This window comes from Halopseudomonas pelagia, from assembly GCF_009497895.1.
Lineage (GTDB): Bacteria > Pseudomonadota > Gammaproteobacteria > Pseudomonadales > Pseudomonadaceae > Halopseudomonas > Halopseudomonas pelagia_A.
Genome location: NZ_CP033116.1, coordinates 3,246,180 through 3,266,422 on the forward strand (window position 1 = coordinate 3,246,180; position 20,243 = coordinate 3,266,422).

Here is a 20,243-nt window from a genome sequence, read left to right on the forward strand (position 1 = left end):
CTTGGGATTGAGTGCTGTGGCGATCTTGACCTGGCCCCGTCCAGGACACGCTCCAAGCCGTCCCTGGGGCTCGTCATCGCACATCCCTGTGCTCTGACGGTCCTGGACGGGGCCAGGTCAAGACCGCCAATCAGACACCGAGCGTGCGACAAGAAAACCCGCTTTTATGGTTCAGACTACTCAATGCTCTCGGGCGTTGCTGGCTGTTAGCCTGTGCGCGTACCGTCGGCGCACAGGGATGTGCGCCGCCGAGCCCCAAGGATGGCTTGTAGCGTGTCGCGCACAGGCTAACAGCCAGCGGCGCCCCTGCACGGGACTGGACACAACCTACGCTTAGAAAAAGACCCAATTAGTCATCAGACACAGACCCAATCTTGTGAATGGCCAAATCCGCACCCATGAACTCGTCTTCTTCGTTCAGACGAATACCCGCGGTAGCCTTGATCACGCCGTAAACCAAAACACCGCCTGCCAGCGCAAAAATGGCACCAGCCAGCGACCCGACCACCTGGGAAACCAGACTGACACCACCCAAACCGCCCAGCGCCTGAGCGCCGAAGATACCTGCCGCTACACCACCCCAGACGCCACACAGTCCGTGCAGGGGCCATACACCGAGCACGTCATCGATTTTCAACTTGTTCTGGGTAAGGATGAAGGTCCAGACAAATAGCCCGCCGGCAATTGCACCCGTGGCCAACGCACCGATCGGGTGCATGATGTCCGAGCCGGCGCATACCGCCACCAACCCTGCCAGCGGGCCGTTGTGCAAAAAGCCGGGGTCGAAGCGGCCGACCAGCAGCGCGGCTAACGTCCCGCCAACCATCGCCATCAGCGAATTGACGGCCACCAGACCACTGATGCCATCGATGGTTTGCGCCGACATCACGTTAAAGCCGAACCAGCCGATGGTCAGGATCCAGGCTCCCAGTGCCAGAAACGGAATATTCGATGGCGGCATAGCCACCACATGCCCGTCGCGGTAGCGCCCGCGCCGTGCACCCAGCATCAGCACCGCGCCCAGCGCCAACCAGCCGCCGACCGCATGCACTACAACCGAGCCGGCAAAGTCATGGAAGGGCGCGCCAAAGCGTGCTTCCAGCCAGCCTTGAAAGCCCATGTTGCCGTTCCATACCAGGCCTTCGAAAAAAGGATAGATAAAGCCGACTATCAACAGCGACGCCACCAGTTGGGGCGCGAAGCGTGCGCGCTCGGCAATGCCGCCAGAGATGATCGCCGGGATGGCTGCAGCAAAGGTCATCAGGAAGAAGAATTTAACCAGCGAATAACCGTTCTGGTCGGTCAGCGCCTCGGCCCCCTGAAAAAAGGTCACGCCGTAAGCTATCCAGTAGCCGATGAAAAAGTACGCCAAGCCAGAGATGGCAAAATCACTGATGATTTTCGATAGCGCGTTAACCTGGTTCTTTTGCCGTACAGTGCCTACCTCAAGAAACGCAAAGCCGGCGTGCATGGCCAGAACCATAATCGCGCCCATCAAAATGAACATGGTGTTGGCGCCATGCATTAGTGTTTCCACAGCGCTGTGCAGGTTTTCCATAGCGAGCCTCTTTTATATGAAAAACGCACCAGATAAATGCATGAATACCTGTTTCAGCGTCTAAATGGTGCGCATCACACCAGCGCGACACCAATAGGAATTACGCATAAATTCTGTCCGGTGAATTTTTTCTATGTTTTTCAGACATTTATTAAGGGTGTAGGTTACTGGCTGAATGGATTGGCACCATAATCGTGCGCACCATCTGCAATAACTCACCACAAGAGTGCAAACGCCATACCAAGATGATTTCAACGCACCAATAACAGACAGGATAGATTTCAACTAAAGGCAGGCGGCCGTCTAAACCCGGTAATGCCACCGCGTTCATTTCCCTTGGCTATAATCTTGCATGCACCGCCCAGCCGCTGTCCCTCTCAATTGGAGTAAGTTGTGTTCAATGGTCAACCACTGCCGTTTTTTCAACCGCTGATCGATACCGCCACCGGTCGCATTGCTGGCTACGAAGCCCTTGCCAGGCTTCGCGACGAACAGGGCCAGATTGTCAGCGCCGGCCCGCTGTTCACCGACCCCGGTGTAGACCCTGACGATCTGCTGGAACTCGACAGAACGATCCGGCGCATGGCTCTGGAAGCCTTCAGGGACAACCCCGATGGCTTTATCAGCATCAATATCTCGCCGCTATGGGTCAGCCGGCTTGAACCGGGCAAGCCCTTGCCCAGCCTGCAACTCCTGGAAGAAATAGGCCTGCCGCCGGAACAGGTGGTCTTTGAAATCACTGAGCTGCAAGGGGACCTTCAGGAGCTCACGGACGCCGTACGTCGCTATCGAGAAGCAGGCATCCGCATTGCGATAGACGACTTTGGCGCTGGTTATTCCATGCTGGATCGCGTGTTGGCCCTGGAGCCGGATATTCTCAAACTGGATATACAGCTATTCCGTCAGGCCGCCAGCGGCAACGGCAATAGCGGCGATTTCGTCAAGGCTCTGGCTTTGATGGCGGAAAAGAGTGGCTGCTGGATTATTGCTGAAGGGGTGGAAACCGAACAGGAGCTGCACTTTGCTCTGGAATGTGGCGCGCGTTATGTGCAGGGCTACCTGTTTGCTCGCCCCGCGGAGAACTTTCTCCCGCCCGATGCGGTACAAGCAGAATTCTCACGCATGCGTGATGACTACGCGGCAGGCAAGCTGGCAGAGCGCGCGAAACTGATGGAACTGCGCAACTCGCTCTCGGTACTCTTCGGTGATTTAAGACAATGGCTGGCCAAGGGCGGCAAACCGACCGACCTGCCCTCGCCCAAAGCCTACCCCTGGCTACTCCGCTGTTTTCTCTGCGATGCCCATGGCACGCAGATTTCGCCCAACTATGAGTGGACCAATAATAGCTGGCAGGCTGACCCCCGCTACCTGGATCACAACTGGTCCTGGCGCCCCTACTTCTATCAGATCCTCGCCGAAGCCGGGCAAGACAGCCGGGTGATCCTGTCCAACCGCTATAGGGACGCCACAACCAACCAGTACTGCATCACCTCAGGGCTGTTCATCGACAACAGTCGACATCTGCTGCTGGTCGACATCGATACAGCATTGATCTGATCAACCTGACCACGGATCAGTTCTGCCAGGGCAGCACCACTGTCACCTCGAGGCCGCCCAGGGCGGCCTCTGCCAAGGTCACCTGCCCGCGGTAAACCTCGACCAGATCACCGACAATAGCCAAACCCAGACCTTGGCCGTTGACGGTTTGGTCAAGCCGCTGACCCCGACGCAGGATCCGCGCGTGTTCTTCTTCCGGCACGCCGGGACCGTCATCACGGACATGCAAGATCAGCTCCTTGTGGTTCAGTGCGCATTCGAACTGCACTGTTGCCCCCGCCCACTTGCAGGCGTTATCCAGCAAGTTGCCTAGTAGCTCGAGCATATCTTCGCGTTCAAACGGCCAGTCCGCAGCCGCCTGGGGATGAATCAAGGTTTGCATGCGTACCTTGTCACCATGAATACGCTCCAGTGACTCCAACAGCCAGGGTAGATCCTCAGCGGCGTTGAAACGTCGTCCGGCCTGGCTTTCCGGCGCCAGTCTGGCGCGCTGCAAGGCGCGCTCCATCTGCCCGCGCATCGACACCAATTGAGTTTTCAGCGCTTGCACCTTGTCCTCTGGCAGGCGTCCGGAGCATTCGCCTACCAGCGTTTCCAGGACCGCCAACGGCGTTTTCAGTGCATGGCCAAGGTCTGCCTGGCCACTACGCGATCGTTTGATGATCTGCTCCACCTGGCGACCCAGATGATTGATCTCGGCGACCAGAGGCTGCAGCTCCTCAGGCACTTCTTCACTGAGCTGCAGGCGCTTGCCAACATGCCACTCGGCTAACTCCCCCCGCGCGCGGCGCAACGGCAGCAGCGCGCGCCTGAGTAGCAATTGCTGGACCAGCAGGCTGATCAGAATGGCTACGCCGCCCAGCCCCCAGATCAGCCAGCGAGTCCGATCAAAGGCTTTGAGCAATGGCAGGTAATCGATGGCGACGCTGATCCGCACCGCCTCTTCTGGCAGCTCGTAGCGCCCGGACCAGACCAACAGCTGTTGATCATCCGGGCCAGCTACCAGAGTGTTGTGCAGGCCTTCGGCGTCCAGCGGCAGGCGGGTGTCCCAGAGTGAGCGCGAGCGCCAGCGCTCGCCGGCGTCGATGACAAAATAGCGCCCTGAATACAGCCGCTGATAATCCGGATCAATCCGTTGCACATCCAGATACAGCCCGTCGGGACCGGAACGCAGGGCGGTCAGCAGGCTATCGGTTTCCCGCTGCAGCACCGTAGTCAGGTAGCCGCGCAGGGCCTGATCGAACAGCCAGACACTACCCTGCCCCACCAGCATGACGGTGGCCAGCATGATCGCAATCAACCCCAGGCCCAGTTGCCGGCCAATGCTTCTCACTGCGCGCGCCCGCAAAATATGTAACCTTGCCCACGCCGGGTCTGGATACTGTCGCGACCGACCTTGTGACGCAGGTGATTGATCTGTACTTCGATCACGTTGGAATCGCGTTCGCTTTCATATTCATACAGATGCTCGGACAACCGCGTTTTCGACAACAACTGGCCAGTGTGCAGCATGAAATAGCGCAGCAGCTTGAATTCGGTAGCAGACAGTTGCACAGCGTCCAACCCTGCTCCAGACACCTGCTGCTTGCTTTCATCCAGCGCCAGACCGCCCGCCTGCAATAGCGCTTGCGGTTGACGCCCGTGGCTGCGCCGCAGCAATGCCTGCACCCGCAGCAGCAGCTCCTCGGAGTGGAAGGGTTTGATCAGATAATCATCCGCGCCGGCGCGCAAGCCCTCGACTCGCTCGCTCCAATTGCTGCGGGCGGTCAGTATCAGCACTGGCAAGGCGACTCCGGCGGCGCGCCAACGCGTCAGAATCTCCAGCCCATCCATCCCCGGCAAACCCAGATCCAGAATGCACAGATCATAAGGCTCCTGTTCACCCAGAATCAGCGCATCGCGGCCGTCGGCACGCCAGTCCACCGCGTAACCAGCATCCTTGAGCACAGCACACAGACTGTCCGCCAGCTCGACGGTGTCCTCCACCAGTAACAACCGCATCAATCTTCCTCATCGATATCCAACAGCTTGCCCGTCACCGCATCGTATTCCAGCTCCAGGACTCGGTGCGCGTTGGTGACGATTTCCAACTCATAGACATAGCGCCCATCGTCCCACTCCAGTTCCGCCTCCAGAAAGCGCCCGGGGAAGCGTTCGAGCGCATCGTCGAGAAATTCCTGCAGGGGTTTGACCACGCCCTGCTCGACCAGATACAGCGCTTCATCCTGATCGATATCCCGCCCTGCGTAACTGACTGTGGCCCAGCCCAGCGACAAACTTAACAGCGCCCAACAGAAAAAGCCGCGCAAGGCGGCTTTCTGGTTACTGCGGGAACGATTAGCTGTCTTTTTCATTCTTGAGAATTTCAGCATTGGTAGCATCCATATCAATATCCCACTCTGCACCTTGTGCATCGCGGATTTCGACTTTGTAGATATAACGGCCGTATTCCTGCTCCAGCTCGGTATCAGTAATGGTACCGGCCTGAGTGGCCAGGGCTTTTTCGTTCAATTTGTCAAAGGACTGAATAGTACCGTCAGTGATCAGCTTTTGAGCTTCATCAATGCGTACGTCATCGGCCAACACAGCAGCACTACCCAGAGTCAGAACAGCAGCACAGGACATTGCGATAAGATTTTTCATACTATAGATCTCCGTTGTTTGAGTACGCTTGCATACTAGTAGCCCAAGCTGAAGCCAAACTTAAAAACGGTCGGTCCTGGAAAAACAGGCTGCAACAAGGATACCGCATGACCGCAATACATATTTCATCCCCGGCACTGGAACTACGCGCCGGCCATCAGGCACTAGTGCATATCCGTGAGCAAGGGCTGCAGCCGGCTGACGTGCACATGATCCCCGGTGCTGCCGGCGGCCCCAAGGCGCTGGGCATTCAGGGTCTGGATCTGGCCCTGTTCGGTGACTGGCTGCCGCGCACGCCACAACCGCGCAGCCTGATTGGCGCATCGATTGGCAGTTGGCGGTTTGCCAGCGCCTGCTTGCCCGATCCGGTAGAGGGTCTTCGTCGGCTCGGCGAGCTGTACACCAGCATGCAGTTTCCCAAGGGCATCAGTATGGCGCAGATCAGCCAGCGCTGCGGAGCCATGCTCGACGACCTGCTGGGTGGGGATGCGCACAGCATTCTGCACAACCCCCAGTACCATCTGAACATCATGGTGGTGAAAAGCCTGGGCCTGCTGCAACACGATACGCGCTCGCGGCTGGGTTTGGGGCTGGGCGGGGTGATTGGCGCCAACCTGCTGGGCCGCCGACATCTGAAGCGCTATTTCGAACGGGTGATCCTGCATGATCCGCGTCAGCGTCCGCCGTTGGCGGACCTGGTCGACTTTCCCAGTGAGCACATCAGTTTAAACACCGGCAACCTGCGCTCTGCGTTGATGGCCTCCGGCGCCATCCCCTGGGTTATGCAGGGGGTACGCGATATTCCCGGCGCTCGCCTTGGCGTCTATCGGGATGGCGGTCTGCTCGACTATCACCTCGACCTGCCTTACCAGGCCCCCGGCGTGGTGCTTTACCCGCACTTTCTTGATCGCGTTGTCCCTGGCTGGTTCGACAAGAGCCTGCCCTGGCGTCGGGGTAATCTCGAGCAGTTGAAAAACGTGTTGTTGATGTCGCCCTCGCGCGACTATCTCGCCAAATTACCCTTCGGCAAGTTGCCGGATAGGCGCGACTTCAATCGTTTTCTCGGCGATGACGCTGGCCGCCAGCGTTACTGGCGCACCGCCATGGCCGAGAGCCAGCGGCTCGGCGATGAATTTCTCGAATTGGCTGACTCAGGAAAAATGCATGAACGCATCAAGCCGCTGTAACAGTAGGGACCTGCAATCACCTGGTCGATTGGCCGCGTGAGGCGCCAACTGGCGCTGCCCATGGATAGCAGGCATGCCTTGGACGATGCGCTGATCCTGGCGCGGCTGGCCATCGCCTACGCCCTGCTCGCCCTGTTCAGCCATCATGCCGCAGCCCTGTTGATGCAATTGAGCGGCATCCGTTGGCATATCGATACGCAATTCCTGCTGCTGGATGCGCTGTTTGCCGGGTTAGTCATTCTGGGCAGCCTGATTATTGCCTGGTTACTTTCACCGCGCCAGCCGATGCCCTGGCTCTGGGGCGCCGGCCTCTCGTTGCCCGGTTTGCTGCTAGCCAGCCTGTTTGCTGTTGCCATGGTGCTGGGCGCAGATCCGCTCGCCAGCTGGCTGGATATCCGCCTACCCATCGCGTTGGAGCCCGAAGCACCCAGTCGGCCCCAAGCCATTACACCGTTGCTCGATCTACCCTGGCCGCGCCTGATAGCCGGGCTACTGATCGCCATCCTCTGGGTACCGATCGCCGAAGAAGTGGTCTTTCGCGGCTGGTTATTCAAGTCGCTGCAACGCACCCGCCCGGGCATTTGGCTGGCATTGCCAGTGACCACGCTGATCTTTGCCTTAATGCACAGTTTCTACAGCCCCGGGGGCGTGTTGGTGATTGCCTTGCTCGGCGCCCTGCTCGGCTGGCTGCGCTGGAAATACGACCAGTTGATCCTGTGCATTGCTGCCCACGCGCTCTACAACGGCCTGACGCTGCTACTGGTAGCGCTGGAATGAGGCGCCGGGCTGGCAAGTAAATGTTGGATAAAATGCGGCACCTGGGCTCCGGCGGTCGTGCGCCAAACCAGCATCAGCTCCTTGTTCAAGCCAGCCCCCGCCAGAGGAATAGCACAGAGCGCACCCCTCTCCACCTCTTGCGTTACAGTAGACGCAAGCACCAGCGAAATACCCAGCCCTGCACGTACCGCCTGCTTGACCGCTTCGGTGCTGCCCAATTGCATGGACACGCTGGGAAGCTGATCAGCGCGTGCGAAGAACTCAGCCAGCAGCCGCCCGGTACCCGTACCGGATTCTCCGCCTATCAGTGCCATACCGGCGAGATGTTCCGGCGTAATCTCTGCCAGGCAGGCGAACGGATGATCCGGCGGCACAATCACCACCACAGGCTCATTGCGCCACGGCCGGGACTCGAAGCCATCGAGCGGCTGCCACCACTCCATTACCGCCATATCGATCTCAGCCTGGCTCAGCTTCTGCGCAATAGTCGGATTGTTGTCGATCACCAGGTCGAGTGCGGCATCGCCTTGCTCGGCCAAAAACGACCGTACGTGCGGTTGCAGCAGATAGATGCCGATATTGGAGCTGGCACCGACCCGCCACTGCTCGCCATGCACCGCTGCCAGTGCACGCTGGTTCAGGCTCAGCATGCTCAGGGCAAAAGGCATCAACCGCTGGGCCCCCGCAGTGGGGTGGCAGCCACTGCGGCCGCGCTGCACCAGGGCGATACCCAGTTGCTCCTCAAGCTTCTGGATATGCTGGGTCACCGTAGGCTGGGCCAACCCCAGGCTGTCAGCAGCGGCCTTGAAACTGCCCTGCTGAAACAAGGTAACCAAGGTATTGATCCAGGTGAGGTTCAACATACAACCGCCCGGGGATTGACCGGCCGATTAGCCGCGTCCTGCGGCTCCTCGCCCAGCAGCACCTGCAAAATGTTATCCGCGGCGCGACGCTCTATCGCCAGCCTCACGCGGCTGACGGCTGATCCAATATGGGCACTGAACAGGGTATTGGGGTGGGCCAGCAGGTCCGGATCAATGCAGCGCGGCCGCCCTTCCAGAGCCCAGTCTTCCATTTCGAATACATCGGCTGCATAGCCCGCCAGGTGTTCGTTTTGCAGCGAGCTCAATACGGCTTTCTCATCAACTACCGAGCCCCTGCAGGGATTGATCAGAAAGGCCCCAGGTTTCATCTGCGCGAGTCGCGCGGCGTTCAGCGTGTGCAACGTTCTGGGCGTCAATGCCAATGCCAGGATCACCACGTCGGACTCCTCGAGCAGCGTATCCAACGCGCAGTGTTGCATCTCCAGCGCCGTCTCTTGCGCCTTATCCAGCGGCTGTACCTCACTGTAGCAAATCTGCGCACCCCAGCCCTTGAAGCGCTGAGCCAGGGCTTGGCCAATCGCGCCCATACCGATGATGCCCAGACGCGTACCTTCGATACCCAGCCCGTAGAACTGCGGCCGCCAGCCCTGGAACTGCCCCGTGCGCACATACGCGTCAGCGGCCCTGACCTGACGTAGCAAGCCGATCGTCAGTCCCACTGTCAATTCTGCCGTCGGCACTGTCAGCAGGTCCGGCACAAAGGTCAGCCACACACCACGTTCGCTACAGGCCTGTGTATCGAAGTTATCGAAACCCTTGAGCGCCGCGCCTATCACCTGCAGATGTGGGCAGGCGTCAAGAAAATCAGCCCCGACACGGTCCGGCATGAACGCCATCATCGCCTGGGCATCGCGGACCCGATGTAGAACTTCCTCGGGCGGCAGCGTGTCATCGCTTTGGTTGGTGATTAATTGGCAATGCGGCGCCAGCATGTCGAGCACTTCCTGATGTACCCGATGCGTAATGACTACACGTGGTTTCATAAAATTCTCTTATTTGAATGCTTTACGCAGGCGGCCACTGAGGGCGTCAACCAGGGTGACCATCAACAGGATGACCAACAGAATGGCGAACACTTCCTGGTACTGCATGATGCGCAGCGAGCCCATGAGCTCGAAGCCGATCCCGCCTGCGCCAACCATGCCCATCACCGTGGACGCGCGGAAGTTGTATTCCCAGCGGTAGATGGATACGTCCGCGAACTGCGGCATCACCTGGGGCAGCACCGCGTGATAGAGCACCTGCAATGGCGAGGCGCCCGCCGCCCTGGCCGCCTCTACCGGGGCTTCATCCACATGCTCAATCGCTTCAGCAAAAAACTTGCCGACCATGCCTATCGAGTGCAGACCCAACGCCAGTACGCCCGGCAACGCGCCAAAACCCACGGCGGCCACAAAGATGATGCCCATGATCAGCTCTGGCACCGAACGCAATGCATTCAGCAGTACGCGTGCAAGCTGGAACACCACTGGGTGAGGCGACGTATTGCGTGCCGCCAGAAACGCCAGAGGCAGCGAAAACAGCACTGCCACGGCCGTACCAGCGATACTCATCGCCAGGGTATCCACCAGTGGCAGAAACCAGTCGGCTGCGTTGCCAAAGTCGGGGGGGAAGGACTCCCCCGCCAGTGTCATGATCGCCGGTACACCCTCGGCGAGTGTGCCTGCGTTCAACAAGCCGACATACCAGGCGGCAGTCAGTATGATGCCGAGCAGTACCAGCAGCTGCAGCAGGCGCCGCTTCCAACCCTGGCTGTAGCGATCAAGTGTCTGTTCATGCTCAGAGAGCGGTTGGGGCATTGCTTCGCTGGAGTGCATGTTCATCGGTACCCCTTACATGGTGGCAAAATCAAGATTCAGGAGCTTGCCCATCTCGCGGATAACGTCGTAGTCAGCATCTTCAATGGGTGCGAAGGCCTCTGCTTTGAAGTTGCCCAACACTTCCTTGTCTTCAAGGCTGATAAAGGCATCAGCGATACGCTCCTTGAGCTCGGCATCCAGGTTCGAACGCATGGCCCAGGGGTACTGCGGAAACTCGCCGCTGTAACCGAGCACTCTGACCTTGCTGGCATCAATCAGACCGCTCTCGGAAACGTGCTTGAAGATCACCTCGGAAAGCCCGCCCGCGTCCGCATTCCCATTCGCCACATTGACGGCGACCGCATCATGCGTGCCGACAAAATGCTGCTCGTAGTCCTTATCTGCTGTCAGCCCGGCATCCAGCAGTACGGTTTTGGGAATCAGGTGGCTGGAGGTCGAGGCCCGGTCACCGTAAGCCATCTTGTGGTTTTTCAGGTCGGCATAGGATTCAACCCCGGATTCGACGTTGGCAATGATCACCGAGCGGTATGTCGGTTTGCCGTCGATCACCATCGCTGCGAAAGGCTCGATCTCGCTTTTGCTCTTCGCCAACACGTAGGACAGCGGCCCGAAATAGGCCAGGTCAATACGACCGAAACGCATGGCCTCGATCATTGACGAGTAATCGGTGGTCACGATCAGCTGTACTTTCTTGTCCAGCTTGTCTTCCAGATAATTCTTCAGCGGCTCATTACGCTTGATCAGCTCGGAAGCATTTTCATCCGGCAGCAACGCCACTTTCAGGGTATCGGGATTGGCATCAGCAGCCATCGCGGCCTGGGCCGCGCCAAAGGTCAAACCTGCAGCAAGAACAACAGTGCGAAAAAGATTCATGGTGCGATCTCCAGTTCAGTAACAGCATTGGAAGGTAATGCAGAGGCGGCAGTCTCAGCCGGCCGGGGCCGGCGATGGCCATCATAGATACGCGCCAACTGGTTATCGTTGAGCTGCGAAGGAGTGGCGTCAAAAACGATGTGAGCGTTTGCCAGCCCGATGATCCGGTCGGCAAAGCGTTGCGCATATTCCAGCTGGTGCAAGGACACCACCGCAGTGATGCCGTCCTCGGCGCAGATCCGCTTGAGCAGCGACAGAACCTTTTCCGATGTCGCCGGGTCCAGGCTGGCTACCGGCTCATCAGCGAGGATCATGCTTGGCTGCTGTGCCAGGGCCCGGGCAATACCCACCCGCTGCTGCTGCCCACCCGATAGTTGGTCGATACGCATCAGCGCCTTGTCGGCAAGGCCGACACGTTCCAGGCAATGCATTGCCAGTTGCAGATCTGCACGGGGCAGCGGAAAGAAGCTGCGCCAGGTGCCGTGGTACCCCAGGCGTCCGGTCAGCACGTTGTCCAGCGCGCTGTGCCGCAGAATCAACTGATGGTGTTGAAAGACCATGGCCGTTTTGCGGCGATGTTGACGCAGATTGGCGGCGTCGGTTAGCTGGCCGAATTCGCTGGACACGACCTGCCCGCTAGTGGGGGTTACCAGATGGTTGAGCGTACGCAGCAAAGTGGATTTACCGGCGCCAGAAAGGCCCAGCAACACAGTGAATTCGCCACGCTGAAAGCTCACGGAAGTAGAGCGCAATGCCTCCACGCCACCGGGATAGATTACTCCCAGCTTGTCTACCGTCAGCATCGCCGGTTGAGATAGGTTCGGCGGCATATGATCACCTTTTGCAATAATGCGAGCCGCTGTATTGCAACTCACAATGCAACGCTAGGGTGATTTCATGACACGACGGTGACGGGGCAATGACATTTCAACGACAGCTCGGCCACGCCTGAATAGAACTACAAGCGCAATCCGATCTTGAGCATCAAATAAACGAGGGGTAAAAACGCAGCGGGATTACTCGAGTACCCGGCGGGCGCCGGTGTAAGTGCGCTGCCAGAAGTTGGCCTGCAGACTGTCCATCCGGACTTTGCCGCCACTGCTGGGGGCGTGCAGGAAACGCCCATCGCCGACATAGATACCGGCATGGTTAACGCGGTTGCCACCGTTCATCGCGAACAGCACCAGATCACCCGGCTCCAGAGCACCCACAGCCGGGTTTTCCGCAGAGAGGGCATTCAGGCCGGCAGTAGTGCGCGGCAGCGCCATACCCACAGCCTGGCGGTAGACATAGTTGATCAAGCCACTGCAATCAAAGCCGGTCTCCGGCGTGCTGCCGCCGTATTGGTAGGGCGTGCCCACCAGGCTGATGGCGTGGAACACAACATCCTGATTGATTGGCGGCAAAGTGCGCACCAGAGGAGCGTAGTTCGAGGTTGATCTGGGTGATTTGGTTGACCTGGACGAGGTCGAGGAGGAGTCAGTAGAGGTATTCCAAGCGGGCGTCGAGGTGGCCGCGACACGTGGCTTGGGCGCGCTGGAACACCCTGCCACCAAGGCAAGCATGACCAGAACAGCGAGAGCTTTTACGCGCATAGGGACTACCGGCAAGTGTGACAATGGTTGAACCATGCCGTTCAAGTCCCAGATAGTCAACTTATTTCCCAAAATTCGACCCACTTAATTATTGACGGTGCTGGCTAACATGACAGATAACTGGCACATAGGTCGGCCACTTTGCGCGTGCAATTCATTGAAAAACGCCTGAGTAGCGGCCAGATCCCGTTGGCTGGTCGGCTTTTTATCAACAATGTTCTGAGCCTTCAGCGCTGCGGCTACATCGTCGGTAGCGACAAAAGTATCTTTGCCGACCATGCGTAAAAACCGCGGTGCAGATAGCCCTCCCAACTGATTGCCTTGCTTGCTGAGCAAACGCCAGAGCCCGGTGATATCCGTCACCGGCCAATCTGCAATCAGGTTGCCGACGCTGCCGTGTTCCGTACGTATATCCATCAGCATCTGCGCATTGCGCGGTACGCTGCGAAGCTTGCCCAGGTGCCGGATCAAACGCGCGTCCTGCATCAGGCGTTCGATATGCTCCCCGCCCATCAACACGACCTTATCGAGATCGAAACCGAAAAAGGCTTGTTCGAAAGCCGGCCACTTGGCGTCCACCAGACTGTGCTTCAAGCCCGCGCGGAATACCCCCAGAGCCAGCGTGGAGAGATAGCGGTCGTCGGCTATCTGGCGCAGTGTCTCGGGGCTGCGCGGCGTCGGCAACCGCGCCTCCAACGCAGCGGCAGAGCCAAAACGGTTCAGACAGAACTCGTGCAACCAGCGATAGTCACGCATTTAGGCCCCCCAGGCAAAAAACAGCTTTGTAGCGTCACAGATTCATCAATTTGACCATGCGTGGCGTCGCTGCTTCATCAACACGAAGATTGGCGAAATCGAACAGCTGGGTATCAGCCAGTTGCGACGGATGAATGTGCCGCAACGAGCGAAAGATGCTCTCCACCCGCCCTGGATTTTCGCGCTCCCAGCCCTGCAGCATCTCCTTGATCACCTTGCGCTGCAGATTTTCCTGCGAACCGCACAGGTTGCACGGGATAATCGGGAATGCCTGTAGCTCGGCGTACGCGGTTATGTCCTTCTCATTACAGTAAGCCAGCGGTCTGATCACCACATTGCGACCATCATCGGAACGCAGCTTGGGCGGCATGGCCTTGAGACTGCCACCGTAGAACATGTTGAGAAAGAAGGTTTCGACTATGTCGTCACGATGGTGCCCGAGCGCCAACCGATTCGCGCCTATTTCATCGGCATAGGTGTACAGGTTGCCGCGGCGCAAGCGCGAGCACAGTGAGCAGGTGGTTTTACCCTCCGGCACTTTTTCCATCACCACCGAGTAGGTGTCGCGCTCAAGGATGTGGTATTCCACTCCCAATGCCTGCAGGTACGCTGGCAATACCTCCTCAGGAAAGCCAGGCTGCTTCTGGTCGAGATTCACCGCGACCAGATCAAAGCGGATGGGCGCAACCTTTTGCAGGTGCAGCAGCATATCCAGCAAGGTGTAGCTGTCTTTGCCTTATAGGCCATAAACATATCAAAGAAAGCCCCGCGATGCTCATAACACGGACTATTGGACATAAATACCTTTACACAATTGGAATTTTTTGTAAAGAATATAAAATCCTTGATGCGCGAACCGGGTATAAACATGAAGATGCACTCGCATTTGAACCTCCGACTTCACTCAATATCAGAGATTGATTGCCTCAATAAAACTAGTCGAAGATATCTCTACACGCATGTCTTGAGTACGGTTAACCTCATCCTCCCTGTTTAAAGCGAGGCTATGGAAGTCGAAGAGAGCTCGATCTGCTAATTGGCTGGGACTGATATTTTGCGTGCTATTAAAAATACTCTCAATGCAGCCTGGTTGGCGTTTTTCCCAATCAAGCAGCATTTGCTTTATATTCTGACGCTGGAGATTTTCTTGGGAGCCGCACAGATTGCAAGGGATTATTGGGTAATTATTCAGCTCAGCCAATTTCGCAATATCTCTCTCACGACAATACGCCAAGGGCCGTATGACAATATTTCTTTTGTCATCGCTTAACAATTTTGGAGGCATCGCCTTCATTTTCCCGTTGAACAGCATATTCAAGAAAAGTGTCTCAACCATGTCATCCATATGGTGCCCCAGAGCTAACTTCGTAGCGCCAATTTCTTCTGCAAAACCATACAGCGAACCTCTTCTAAGGCGCGAGCAAAGCGCACACGTAGTTTTACCTTCCGGCACTTTTTCCTTAACTATCGAGTATGTGTCCTTATCAATAATGAAGTAGTCAATTCCATTGTTTTCAAAATATTCCGGCAGGATACGCTCAGGGAAACCTGGCTGTTTCTGATCAAGGTTGACAGCAACAACATCGAAATTAAACGGCGCTACTCTCTTTAAATGCAGGAGGCAATCTAACATAAAATATGAGTCTTTCCCCCCGCTGACCGCAGCTAATATTTTGTCTCCCGCCTCAATCATCGAAAAATCAGCTACAGCCTTTCCAACATTGCCACGAAGCCTCTTTAGGAGCTTGTTTGCATTGTGCTGCTCTTTTTCTCTCATTAGATATGCGCCTTGTCTCGTCACAAATTTAGCCTGAGGTTCTTCAAAAAATAATAAAACCCCTATCAACCGCCAATCAGTTTCAGTGTAATTTTACACTTCTCTCGGACGGAAGCGAACCCAAAACGAGTAAGCGTGAGGTTAAACCTGAAACAAGAGGGATGCCCTCTATTTTGGGCTGTGCTGAGCCGTGAGTGTCGAAGGAAAGCCTAGGGGCTAGCAAACGCAACTAGCCGAGCTGGCTCAAAATGGCTGACTCAATGATGCCTCTTCCTCTGCGGCCACACTTGCAACTCGCCCTCAAAAAATACGTCCTACCATTTCTACCTTCGCAAGCTTACGCACACCATTTCCCAGCAATACATAAGTTGTGTTTGCAGTCGCAAACAGGTACCCATCCTCGAAAGCAACAAGTGGCGAAGTGCGCACAAAATCACCAATATCGAGGCGTTTTTCGGAGTCAAACAGGACAGTGTGCGCATATATTATAGCTGGCTGCTTACCAGTTGACTCTAAGACATTTAGCTGCTGTTGATTTAAGTCCAGATCAACCCATATCCAGTCGCGTACAATGCAGTACGGTCTAAGATCTTGTCGCTCTCGCATATACAAAAGAGCATCTTCTTTGGTCATGCTTGACCCCGGCATGGCCACGCCGGGGCCATACAAAAGTTGTGACATTTCTTCAAGACCTCTCATGCTCACCCCCCCAACTTATGCAAAGGTTATTTCAGAAAACTTGACTCGCGTCTGATATATGAAGTCCACTCACGATGACTCTCAGGAATGTATAGCTTACCAGAAGCTCTCGTCATTGCTGTGTACAGCAATGCCAACTTTTTAGACATCAACTTTTTACCTCTTAAATCAGGTGCATAGTACAGATCTTCAGAAATCGTTAATCGTGAGAACTCAAAGTTTTTGACAGTAAAAACTGTTGCGATTAATGATCGTGCAAGTCTTTTGTTTGAAAGCTCGCCAATGTGGGCACACTTATAAAGGCCTGAAACACCATATCTGGCACCAACCGTCCCCAGCCATTGCTCAACCCGGACGAAAGCGTCATTCCACATCATCTGATCACGAAGCTGACCCCACGTTTTATAGTGTGTAATCGGACCCGATATTGGTTTTTCATCGCGTAAATACAAATTAAGGCAGCTTTCTAAAAACCGCTCAAAACTCGAATCCCAGTCTACAACGGCCACACTCTGATTCATGTGACGGCTGCGTATAAGCCAATCAAAAAGCCCCCAATCATCTGCTACAAGTATCACGGTATGCTCAGGTGGAAAAGAGTTAGCCGGATACTCTGCAACAATCATCTCCTTCTCTTTATCCGCGACGAAGGGGTCTGACGGCGCGGCAGGAAAAAGCTCTATGATTTGATTGATATGATGAACTAAAGGCTGGCCTGCCCGGAGGGAAATACTCATATCCCGATGTCGTACTAGTGCATTATGAGGAATATAACTACCTTCAAGATTTTGGAGCTGGTCACCGAGGGATATTACCGTTTGAGGAGATCTATCGAGTATTTCAACCATCGGCGCAGTAAGGTCATGAGCCTCGTCGATCAGTATCGTGTCAATGCTCTCAGGAATGTAGAGCTGAGCCAATGAAGCTTGTTTTATTCTATGGTAGCCTCGGATTGGTAGAAGAGGGGCTTCTAAGTCCCAATGTGAGAGCTTTACCCATAGAGTGGTAGCCGCAGCTATCAAGATTTGTTTTTCATAGTTGCTATACCCTTGAGCAGGTAATAATGGAATATGATCCAGGGTGATCTGAGGATCTTTTGACATGCAAAACTTGAAGATAGCTGCCCAGCATATTGCTGCTACCTGAGTCGCACTCTGACTGCCTATACCACTAAGAGAGGCTCGCTCAGCTAGACCTGAATAAGATAGTGTTAACCTAGATGCCTCTACCATTCTAATTTGTAGAGCTCTGCTTCCATTTGATAGCAGAGACTCAGCTAATCTTTTAAAAGTTGAAGTCTTTAGACGTTCTTTAGGAAAGCGATCACGAATCGCTCTGAGCTTGGGTTCAACGTCTGCCAAAAAAATGAATTTTCGATCTGGCATTCTTGCCATGATTTCGTCTAAAACGAACGTCTTTCCCGTGCCTGCGTAAGCTTGAGCTTCTATGGAGTCCTCTTGATTTGCCTGAATGTTGTTGATCAATCGAATCTGATGGTCGCTTAATTTGGTGGTGACGCCACTAGGTCGTACAAGTTGGTGATTCAAAGCCGAATTTTTTCTCCGGTAAAGCTCAGCAAAATCAAAATTCCAACATCCATCTGACCTTACAAAGGAATGCCTTGAGATGCTCTCGTTATCGACAATACCTATTCCTAATTCAGACAACTGTGCAAGGTGCGTATTCCGGCGAACGTGACCGGTCATTCCGGTGATCGTGACCGATTTGCACACGGCCTTCACGCTGGAACGGGTTTTGTACTCTGAGCGGTCACGATGGGTCAATCGATACCGCGTTTTGAGCGTTAGCCTTTCTCAGTGATTCCCCCTTCAGATTGAGCCGGTGGGCGCCGTGCAGGAGCCGGTCCAGGATGGCGTCGGCGAGCGTGGCGGAGCCGATGTACTCGTGCCAGTGTTCGGTGGGTAGCTGACTGGCAATGAGCGTTGAACCACGTCCATGACGGTCCTCGATCACCTCCATCAGATCCTGTCGTTGCTGGGCATTGACCTTCTGCATGCCCCAGTCATCTAGAATCAGCAGATCGGTTTTCAACAGCTGCGTCATCAGGCGGGCGTAGCTGCCATCGCCGTGGGCGATCCGCACTTGCTCGAACAGCCGTGGCACCCGCAAGTAGCGGACGGATAGCCCTTGGCGGCAGGCCTGGTTGCCCAGGGCGCAAGCCAGCCATGTCTTGCCACAGCCGGTGGGACCGGTGATACACAGATTCAGCGATTGACCGATCCAGTCACAGCTGGCCAGGCCTGCCATACGGGAACGTTCCAGCCCTCGCGGGTGGCGATAGTCGATGTCTTCGATGCAGGCCTGCACGCGCAAGCGAGCAGCCTTCAGTAGCCGGTCCAGCCGACGGTTCTCCCGGTGCAGCACTTCCCGGTCTACCAGCAGGGCCAGGCGCTCCTCGAACGCCAGGTCATGGGTTGCGGGCTGCGCCCGCTGCTGTTCCAAGGCGTCGCACATGCCCGTTAGCTTGAGGTGGCGCAGGGTGTTGAGTGTGTTGTGAGTCAGCATAGGTCTCTCCGGGATCAGTGGTAGTAATGCGGGCCGCGAACGTTGGTGTGCGCCGGCAGGTCGGTCAGGTCACGCTCATCGTCGGCCAGAGGCAGCGGGAACTGGTCCAGCCCCTGTTTCAGGATCGAGGTGATGCTCTGGTAGCTGGCCGAGTTGATCGACAGCGCCCGGGCACAGGCTTGTTCAAGGCGTTCACGGCTGTAGCGCCGACTGAGACTCAGCAATCCCAAACAAGCGCGGTAGCCATGCTCTGGATGAGGGCGGTCCTTGAGCTGGCTCTGCACCACCTCCAGCGTGCCGGGGCCGATGTCCTTGGCCCAGTTGAGGAAGCGCTGCGGCGACCAGTCCTTGTGGGCCTGATGCGCCTTGGGCATGTGTTCGGTCAGGGTTACGAAGCGGCTCTTCCCGTGGCGGGGATGTAATGCCACCCGCTGGCCCTTGTGCATGACCTCCAGGGCGGTATCCGTTAACCGTACGTCCAGAACCAGCCCCACCAAGGCGTGAGGTACGCTGTACAGGCGTTTGTCGACCTCGATGTGGTAGTCGATGCCTGGCCTGGCCTTGCGCCATTCGGCGTAGGTATAGGGCGCTACTGGCAGAGGCCGCAGTGCCGGTCGATCAAGTGCGTCGAACAGGCTCTGACGGCTCTCGGTTCGACCCTGGAACAGGCGCTGGTTCAGGGCTGGTAGCAACGCTGCAATGGCGGCATTGAGTTCGGCCAGGGAGAAGAACATCTGATGCCGTAAACGGGCCAGGATCCAGCGCTCGACCAACAGCACCGACGTCTCGGCCTTCGCCTTATCCTTGGGCTTGTAGGGCCGTGCTGGCAATACCGCCGTCTGGTAATGGCAGGCCAGCTCAGCATAGGTCTCGTTGATCGTCGGACTGTAGCGGTCCGCCTTGGTCACCGCCGCCTTGAGGTTATCCGGAACCAGCAGTTCCGGTACCCCGCCAAAGAACCTGAACATCCTTTGGTGGGAGGCGATCCAGTCTGGAAGGCTCTGGCTCCAGGTAGCCTCGGCGAAGGTGTAACTGGACGCGCCCAGCACTGCCACAAAGACCTGGGCCTTGCGCACCTCACCGGTAGAGCGGTCCACCACCGGCACAGTAGGGCCGCAGTAATCGATAAAGATCTTCTCGCCAGCCCGGTGGACCTGTCGCATGCTGCGGCGCTGCCGGCCACGCCAGAGCCGGTAGTGGTGGCAGTACTGGCTGTAGCGATACGCCTTGTCGCCGTGGCGTTCTACGTATTCGGCCCAGAGCAGTTGCAGAGTGACGCCTTTGGTCTTGAGCTCTTGATGAACCTCGAAGTAGTCGGGCTCGGCAAAGCGTGACGGTGGCGCCTTGGCCGGGAACAGCAGCGCGTACAGCCGAACCTTGTCCAGGTCCTTCGGCAGTGGCCAGGTAACGCCCTGAACCTGGGCCAGGCTGACGTACTTGCCGACCACGCCCTTGGAGAGTCCGCAGGCACGAGCAATGCGCTCGTGACTGAGACCGGCTTCGTATTTGAGGCGCAAGACCTCGATGATCTGTCGCATGGAAATCCTCGCAGCCGGCATCCGCTCTTCCTCGTGAAAAAAGGAAGCGGTAT

20 protein-coding genes and 1 pseudogene are annotated in these 20,243 nt (G+C 56.5%); 3 read left to right on the top strand and 18 right to left on the bottom strand.

Annotated elements, in window-relative coordinates; all coding sequences use genetic code 11:
• Positions 1-349 precede the first annotated feature (349 nt).
• Entirely contained in the window at positions 350-1,558 is a 1,209-nt protein-coding gene (locus EAO82_RS15075) for an ammonium transporter (RefSeq protein WP_096344833.1), read from the bottom strand.
• Between the two features lie 393 nt (positions 1,559-1,951).
• Here EAO82_RS15075 and EAO82_RS15080 point away from each other — a divergent pair, with 393 nt between their 5' ends.
• Positions 1,952-3,115 carry an EAL domain-containing protein gene (locus EAO82_RS15080; RefSeq protein ID WP_096344834.1) on the top strand — a complete coding sequence of 388 codons (1,164 nt, stop codon included), beginning with the start codon at positions 1,952-1,954 and terminating at the stop codon, positions 3,113-3,115.
• A 16-nt stretch (positions 3,116-3,131) separates the two neighbouring features.
• Here EAO82_RS15080 and EAO82_RS15085 read toward each other — a convergent pair whose 3' ends face one another.
• Genes EAO82_RS15085 through EAO82_RS15100 form a run of 4 tightly spaced genes read right to left on the bottom strand, consistent with a single transcriptional unit; the run spans position 3,132 to position 5,758 of the window.
• Entirely contained in the window at positions 3,132-4,448 is a 1,317-nt protein-coding gene (locus EAO82_RS15085) for an ATP-binding protein (RefSeq protein ID WP_143520253.1), read from the bottom strand.
• Positions 4,445-5,116: a response regulator transcription factor gene (locus EAO82_RS15090; protein ID WP_096344836.1), complete on the bottom strand. Its 672-nt coding sequence runs from the start codon at positions 5,114-5,116 to the stop codon at positions 4,445-4,447. Before EAO82_RS15090 ends, EAO82_RS15085 begins: the two co-directional genes overlap by 4 nt.
• Entirely contained in the window at positions 5,116-5,469 is a 354-nt protein-coding gene (locus tag EAO82_RS15095; protein WP_096344837.1) for a PepSY domain-containing protein, read from the bottom strand. The genes EAO82_RS15090 and EAO82_RS15095 overlap by 1 nt, the downstream gene beginning before the upstream one ends.
• Positions 5,453-5,758, bottom strand: a complete 306-nt coding sequence (locus tag EAO82_RS15100) for a PepSY domain-containing protein (RefSeq protein ID WP_096344838.1) — start codon at positions 5,756-5,758, stop codon at positions 5,453-5,455. The genes EAO82_RS15095 and EAO82_RS15100 overlap by 17 nt, the downstream gene beginning before the upstream one ends.
• Before the next feature lie 107 nt (positions 5,759-5,865).
• Between EAO82_RS15100 and EAO82_RS15105 the strand changes: the two genes are divergently transcribed.
• Together EAO82_RS15105 and EAO82_RS15110 are read left to right on the top strand one after the other, a co-directional pair.
• Entirely contained in the window at positions 5,866-6,945 is a 1,080-nt protein-coding gene (locus EAO82_RS15105) for a hypothetical protein (protein WP_096344839.1), read from the top strand.
• A 60-nt stretch (positions 6,946-7,005) separates the two neighbouring features.
• Entirely contained in the window at positions 7,006-7,722 is a 717-nt protein-coding gene (locus EAO82_RS15110; RefSeq protein ID WP_096344840.1) for a CPBP family intramembrane glutamic endopeptidase, read from the top strand.
• Here the strand turns inward: EAO82_RS15110 and EAO82_RS15115 are convergent.
• The 13 genes and pseudogenes from EAO82_RS15115 to istA form a co-directional block, all read right to left on the bottom strand.
• Entirely contained in the window at positions 7,683-8,585 is a 903-nt protein-coding gene (locus tag EAO82_RS15115; RefSeq protein ID WP_096344841.1) for a LysR family transcriptional regulator, read from the bottom strand. The genes EAO82_RS15110 and EAO82_RS15115 overlap by 40 nt on opposite strands.
• The gene (locus tag EAO82_RS15120) at positions 8,579-9,589 is read right to left on the bottom strand and encodes a phosphonate dehydrogenase (protein ID WP_096344842.1); all 1,011 of its coding nucleotides are present in this window, start codon (positions 9,587-9,589) and stop codon (positions 8,579-8,581) included. Before EAO82_RS15120 ends, EAO82_RS15115 begins: the two co-directional genes overlap by 7 nt.
• A gap of 9 nt (positions 9,590-9,598) precedes the next feature.
• Complete coding sequence (gene phnE, locus EAO82_RS15125) at positions 9,599-10,405, bottom strand: phosphonate ABC transporter, permease protein PhnE (RefSeq protein ID WP_096344860.1); 807 nt, start codon at positions 10,403-10,405, stop codon at positions 9,599-9,601.
• A 33-nt stretch (positions 10,406-10,438) separates the two neighbouring features.
• Positions 10,439-11,299 carry a phosphate/phosphite/phosphonate ABC transporter substrate-binding protein gene (gene phnD, locus EAO82_RS15130; RefSeq protein ID WP_096344843.1) on the bottom strand — a complete coding sequence of 287 codons (861 nt, stop codon included), beginning with the start codon at positions 11,297-11,299 and terminating at the stop codon, positions 10,439-10,441.
• Positions 11,296-12,129 (bottom strand): phosphonate ABC transporter ATP-binding protein, encoded by an 834-nt coding sequence (gene phnC, locus EAO82_RS15135; protein ID WP_096344844.1) that lies wholly within the window; start codon positions 12,127-12,129, stop codon positions 11,296-11,298. The genes phnD and phnC overlap by 4 nt, the downstream gene beginning before the upstream one ends.
• A 186-nt stretch (positions 12,130-12,315) precedes the next feature.
• On the bottom strand, positions 12,316-12,894 hold the full coding sequence (locus tag EAO82_RS15140) for a C40 family peptidase (protein WP_096344845.1): 579 nt from the start codon (positions 12,892-12,894) through the stop codon (positions 12,316-12,318).
• Positions 12,895-12,978: 84 nt separating this feature from the next.
• Positions 12,979-13,650, bottom strand: coding sequence for a DNA-3-methyladenine glycosylase I (locus EAO82_RS15145; protein ID WP_096344846.1), 672 nt, complete (start codon positions 13,648-13,650; stop codon positions 12,979-12,981).
• 34 nt (positions 13,651-13,684) lie between these two features.
• Positions 13,685-14,386, bottom strand: a pseudogene (gene ttcA / locus EAO82_RS15150) (tRNA 2-thiocytidine(32) synthetase TtcA); the annotation flags it as partial.
• Between the two features lie 174 nt (positions 14,387-14,560).
• Positions 14,561-15,427, bottom strand: a complete 867-nt coding sequence (gene ttcA, locus EAO82_RS15155) for a tRNA 2-thiocytidine(32) synthetase TtcA (protein ID WP_096344848.1) — start codon at positions 15,425-15,427, stop codon at positions 14,561-14,563.
• Positions 15,428-15,727: 300 nt separating this feature from the next.
• Positions 15,728-16,060: a DUF6957 family protein gene (locus EAO82_RS15160; RefSeq protein WP_231703219.1), complete on the bottom strand. Its 333-nt coding sequence runs from the start codon at positions 16,058-16,060 to the stop codon at positions 15,728-15,730.
• A gap of 92 nt (positions 16,061-16,152) precedes the next feature.
• Positions 16,153-17,832, bottom strand: coding sequence for a DEAD/DEAH box helicase family protein (locus EAO82_RS15165; protein ID WP_143520254.1), 1,680 nt, complete (start codon positions 17,830-17,832; stop codon positions 16,153-16,155).
• A 64-nt stretch (positions 17,833-17,896) separates the two neighbouring features.
• On the bottom strand, positions 17,897-18,652 hold the full coding sequence (istB, locus tag EAO82_RS15170; RefSeq protein ID WP_153274255.1) for an IS21-like element helper ATPase IstB: 756 nt from the start codon (positions 18,650-18,652) through the stop codon (positions 17,897-17,899).
• A 14-nt stretch (positions 18,653-18,666) separates the two neighbouring features.
• Entirely contained in the window at positions 18,667-20,211 is a 1,545-nt protein-coding gene (gene istA, locus EAO82_RS15175) for an IS21 family transposase (protein ID WP_174958648.1), read from the bottom strand.
• Between the last annotated feature and the right edge of the window lie 32 nt (positions 20,212-20,243).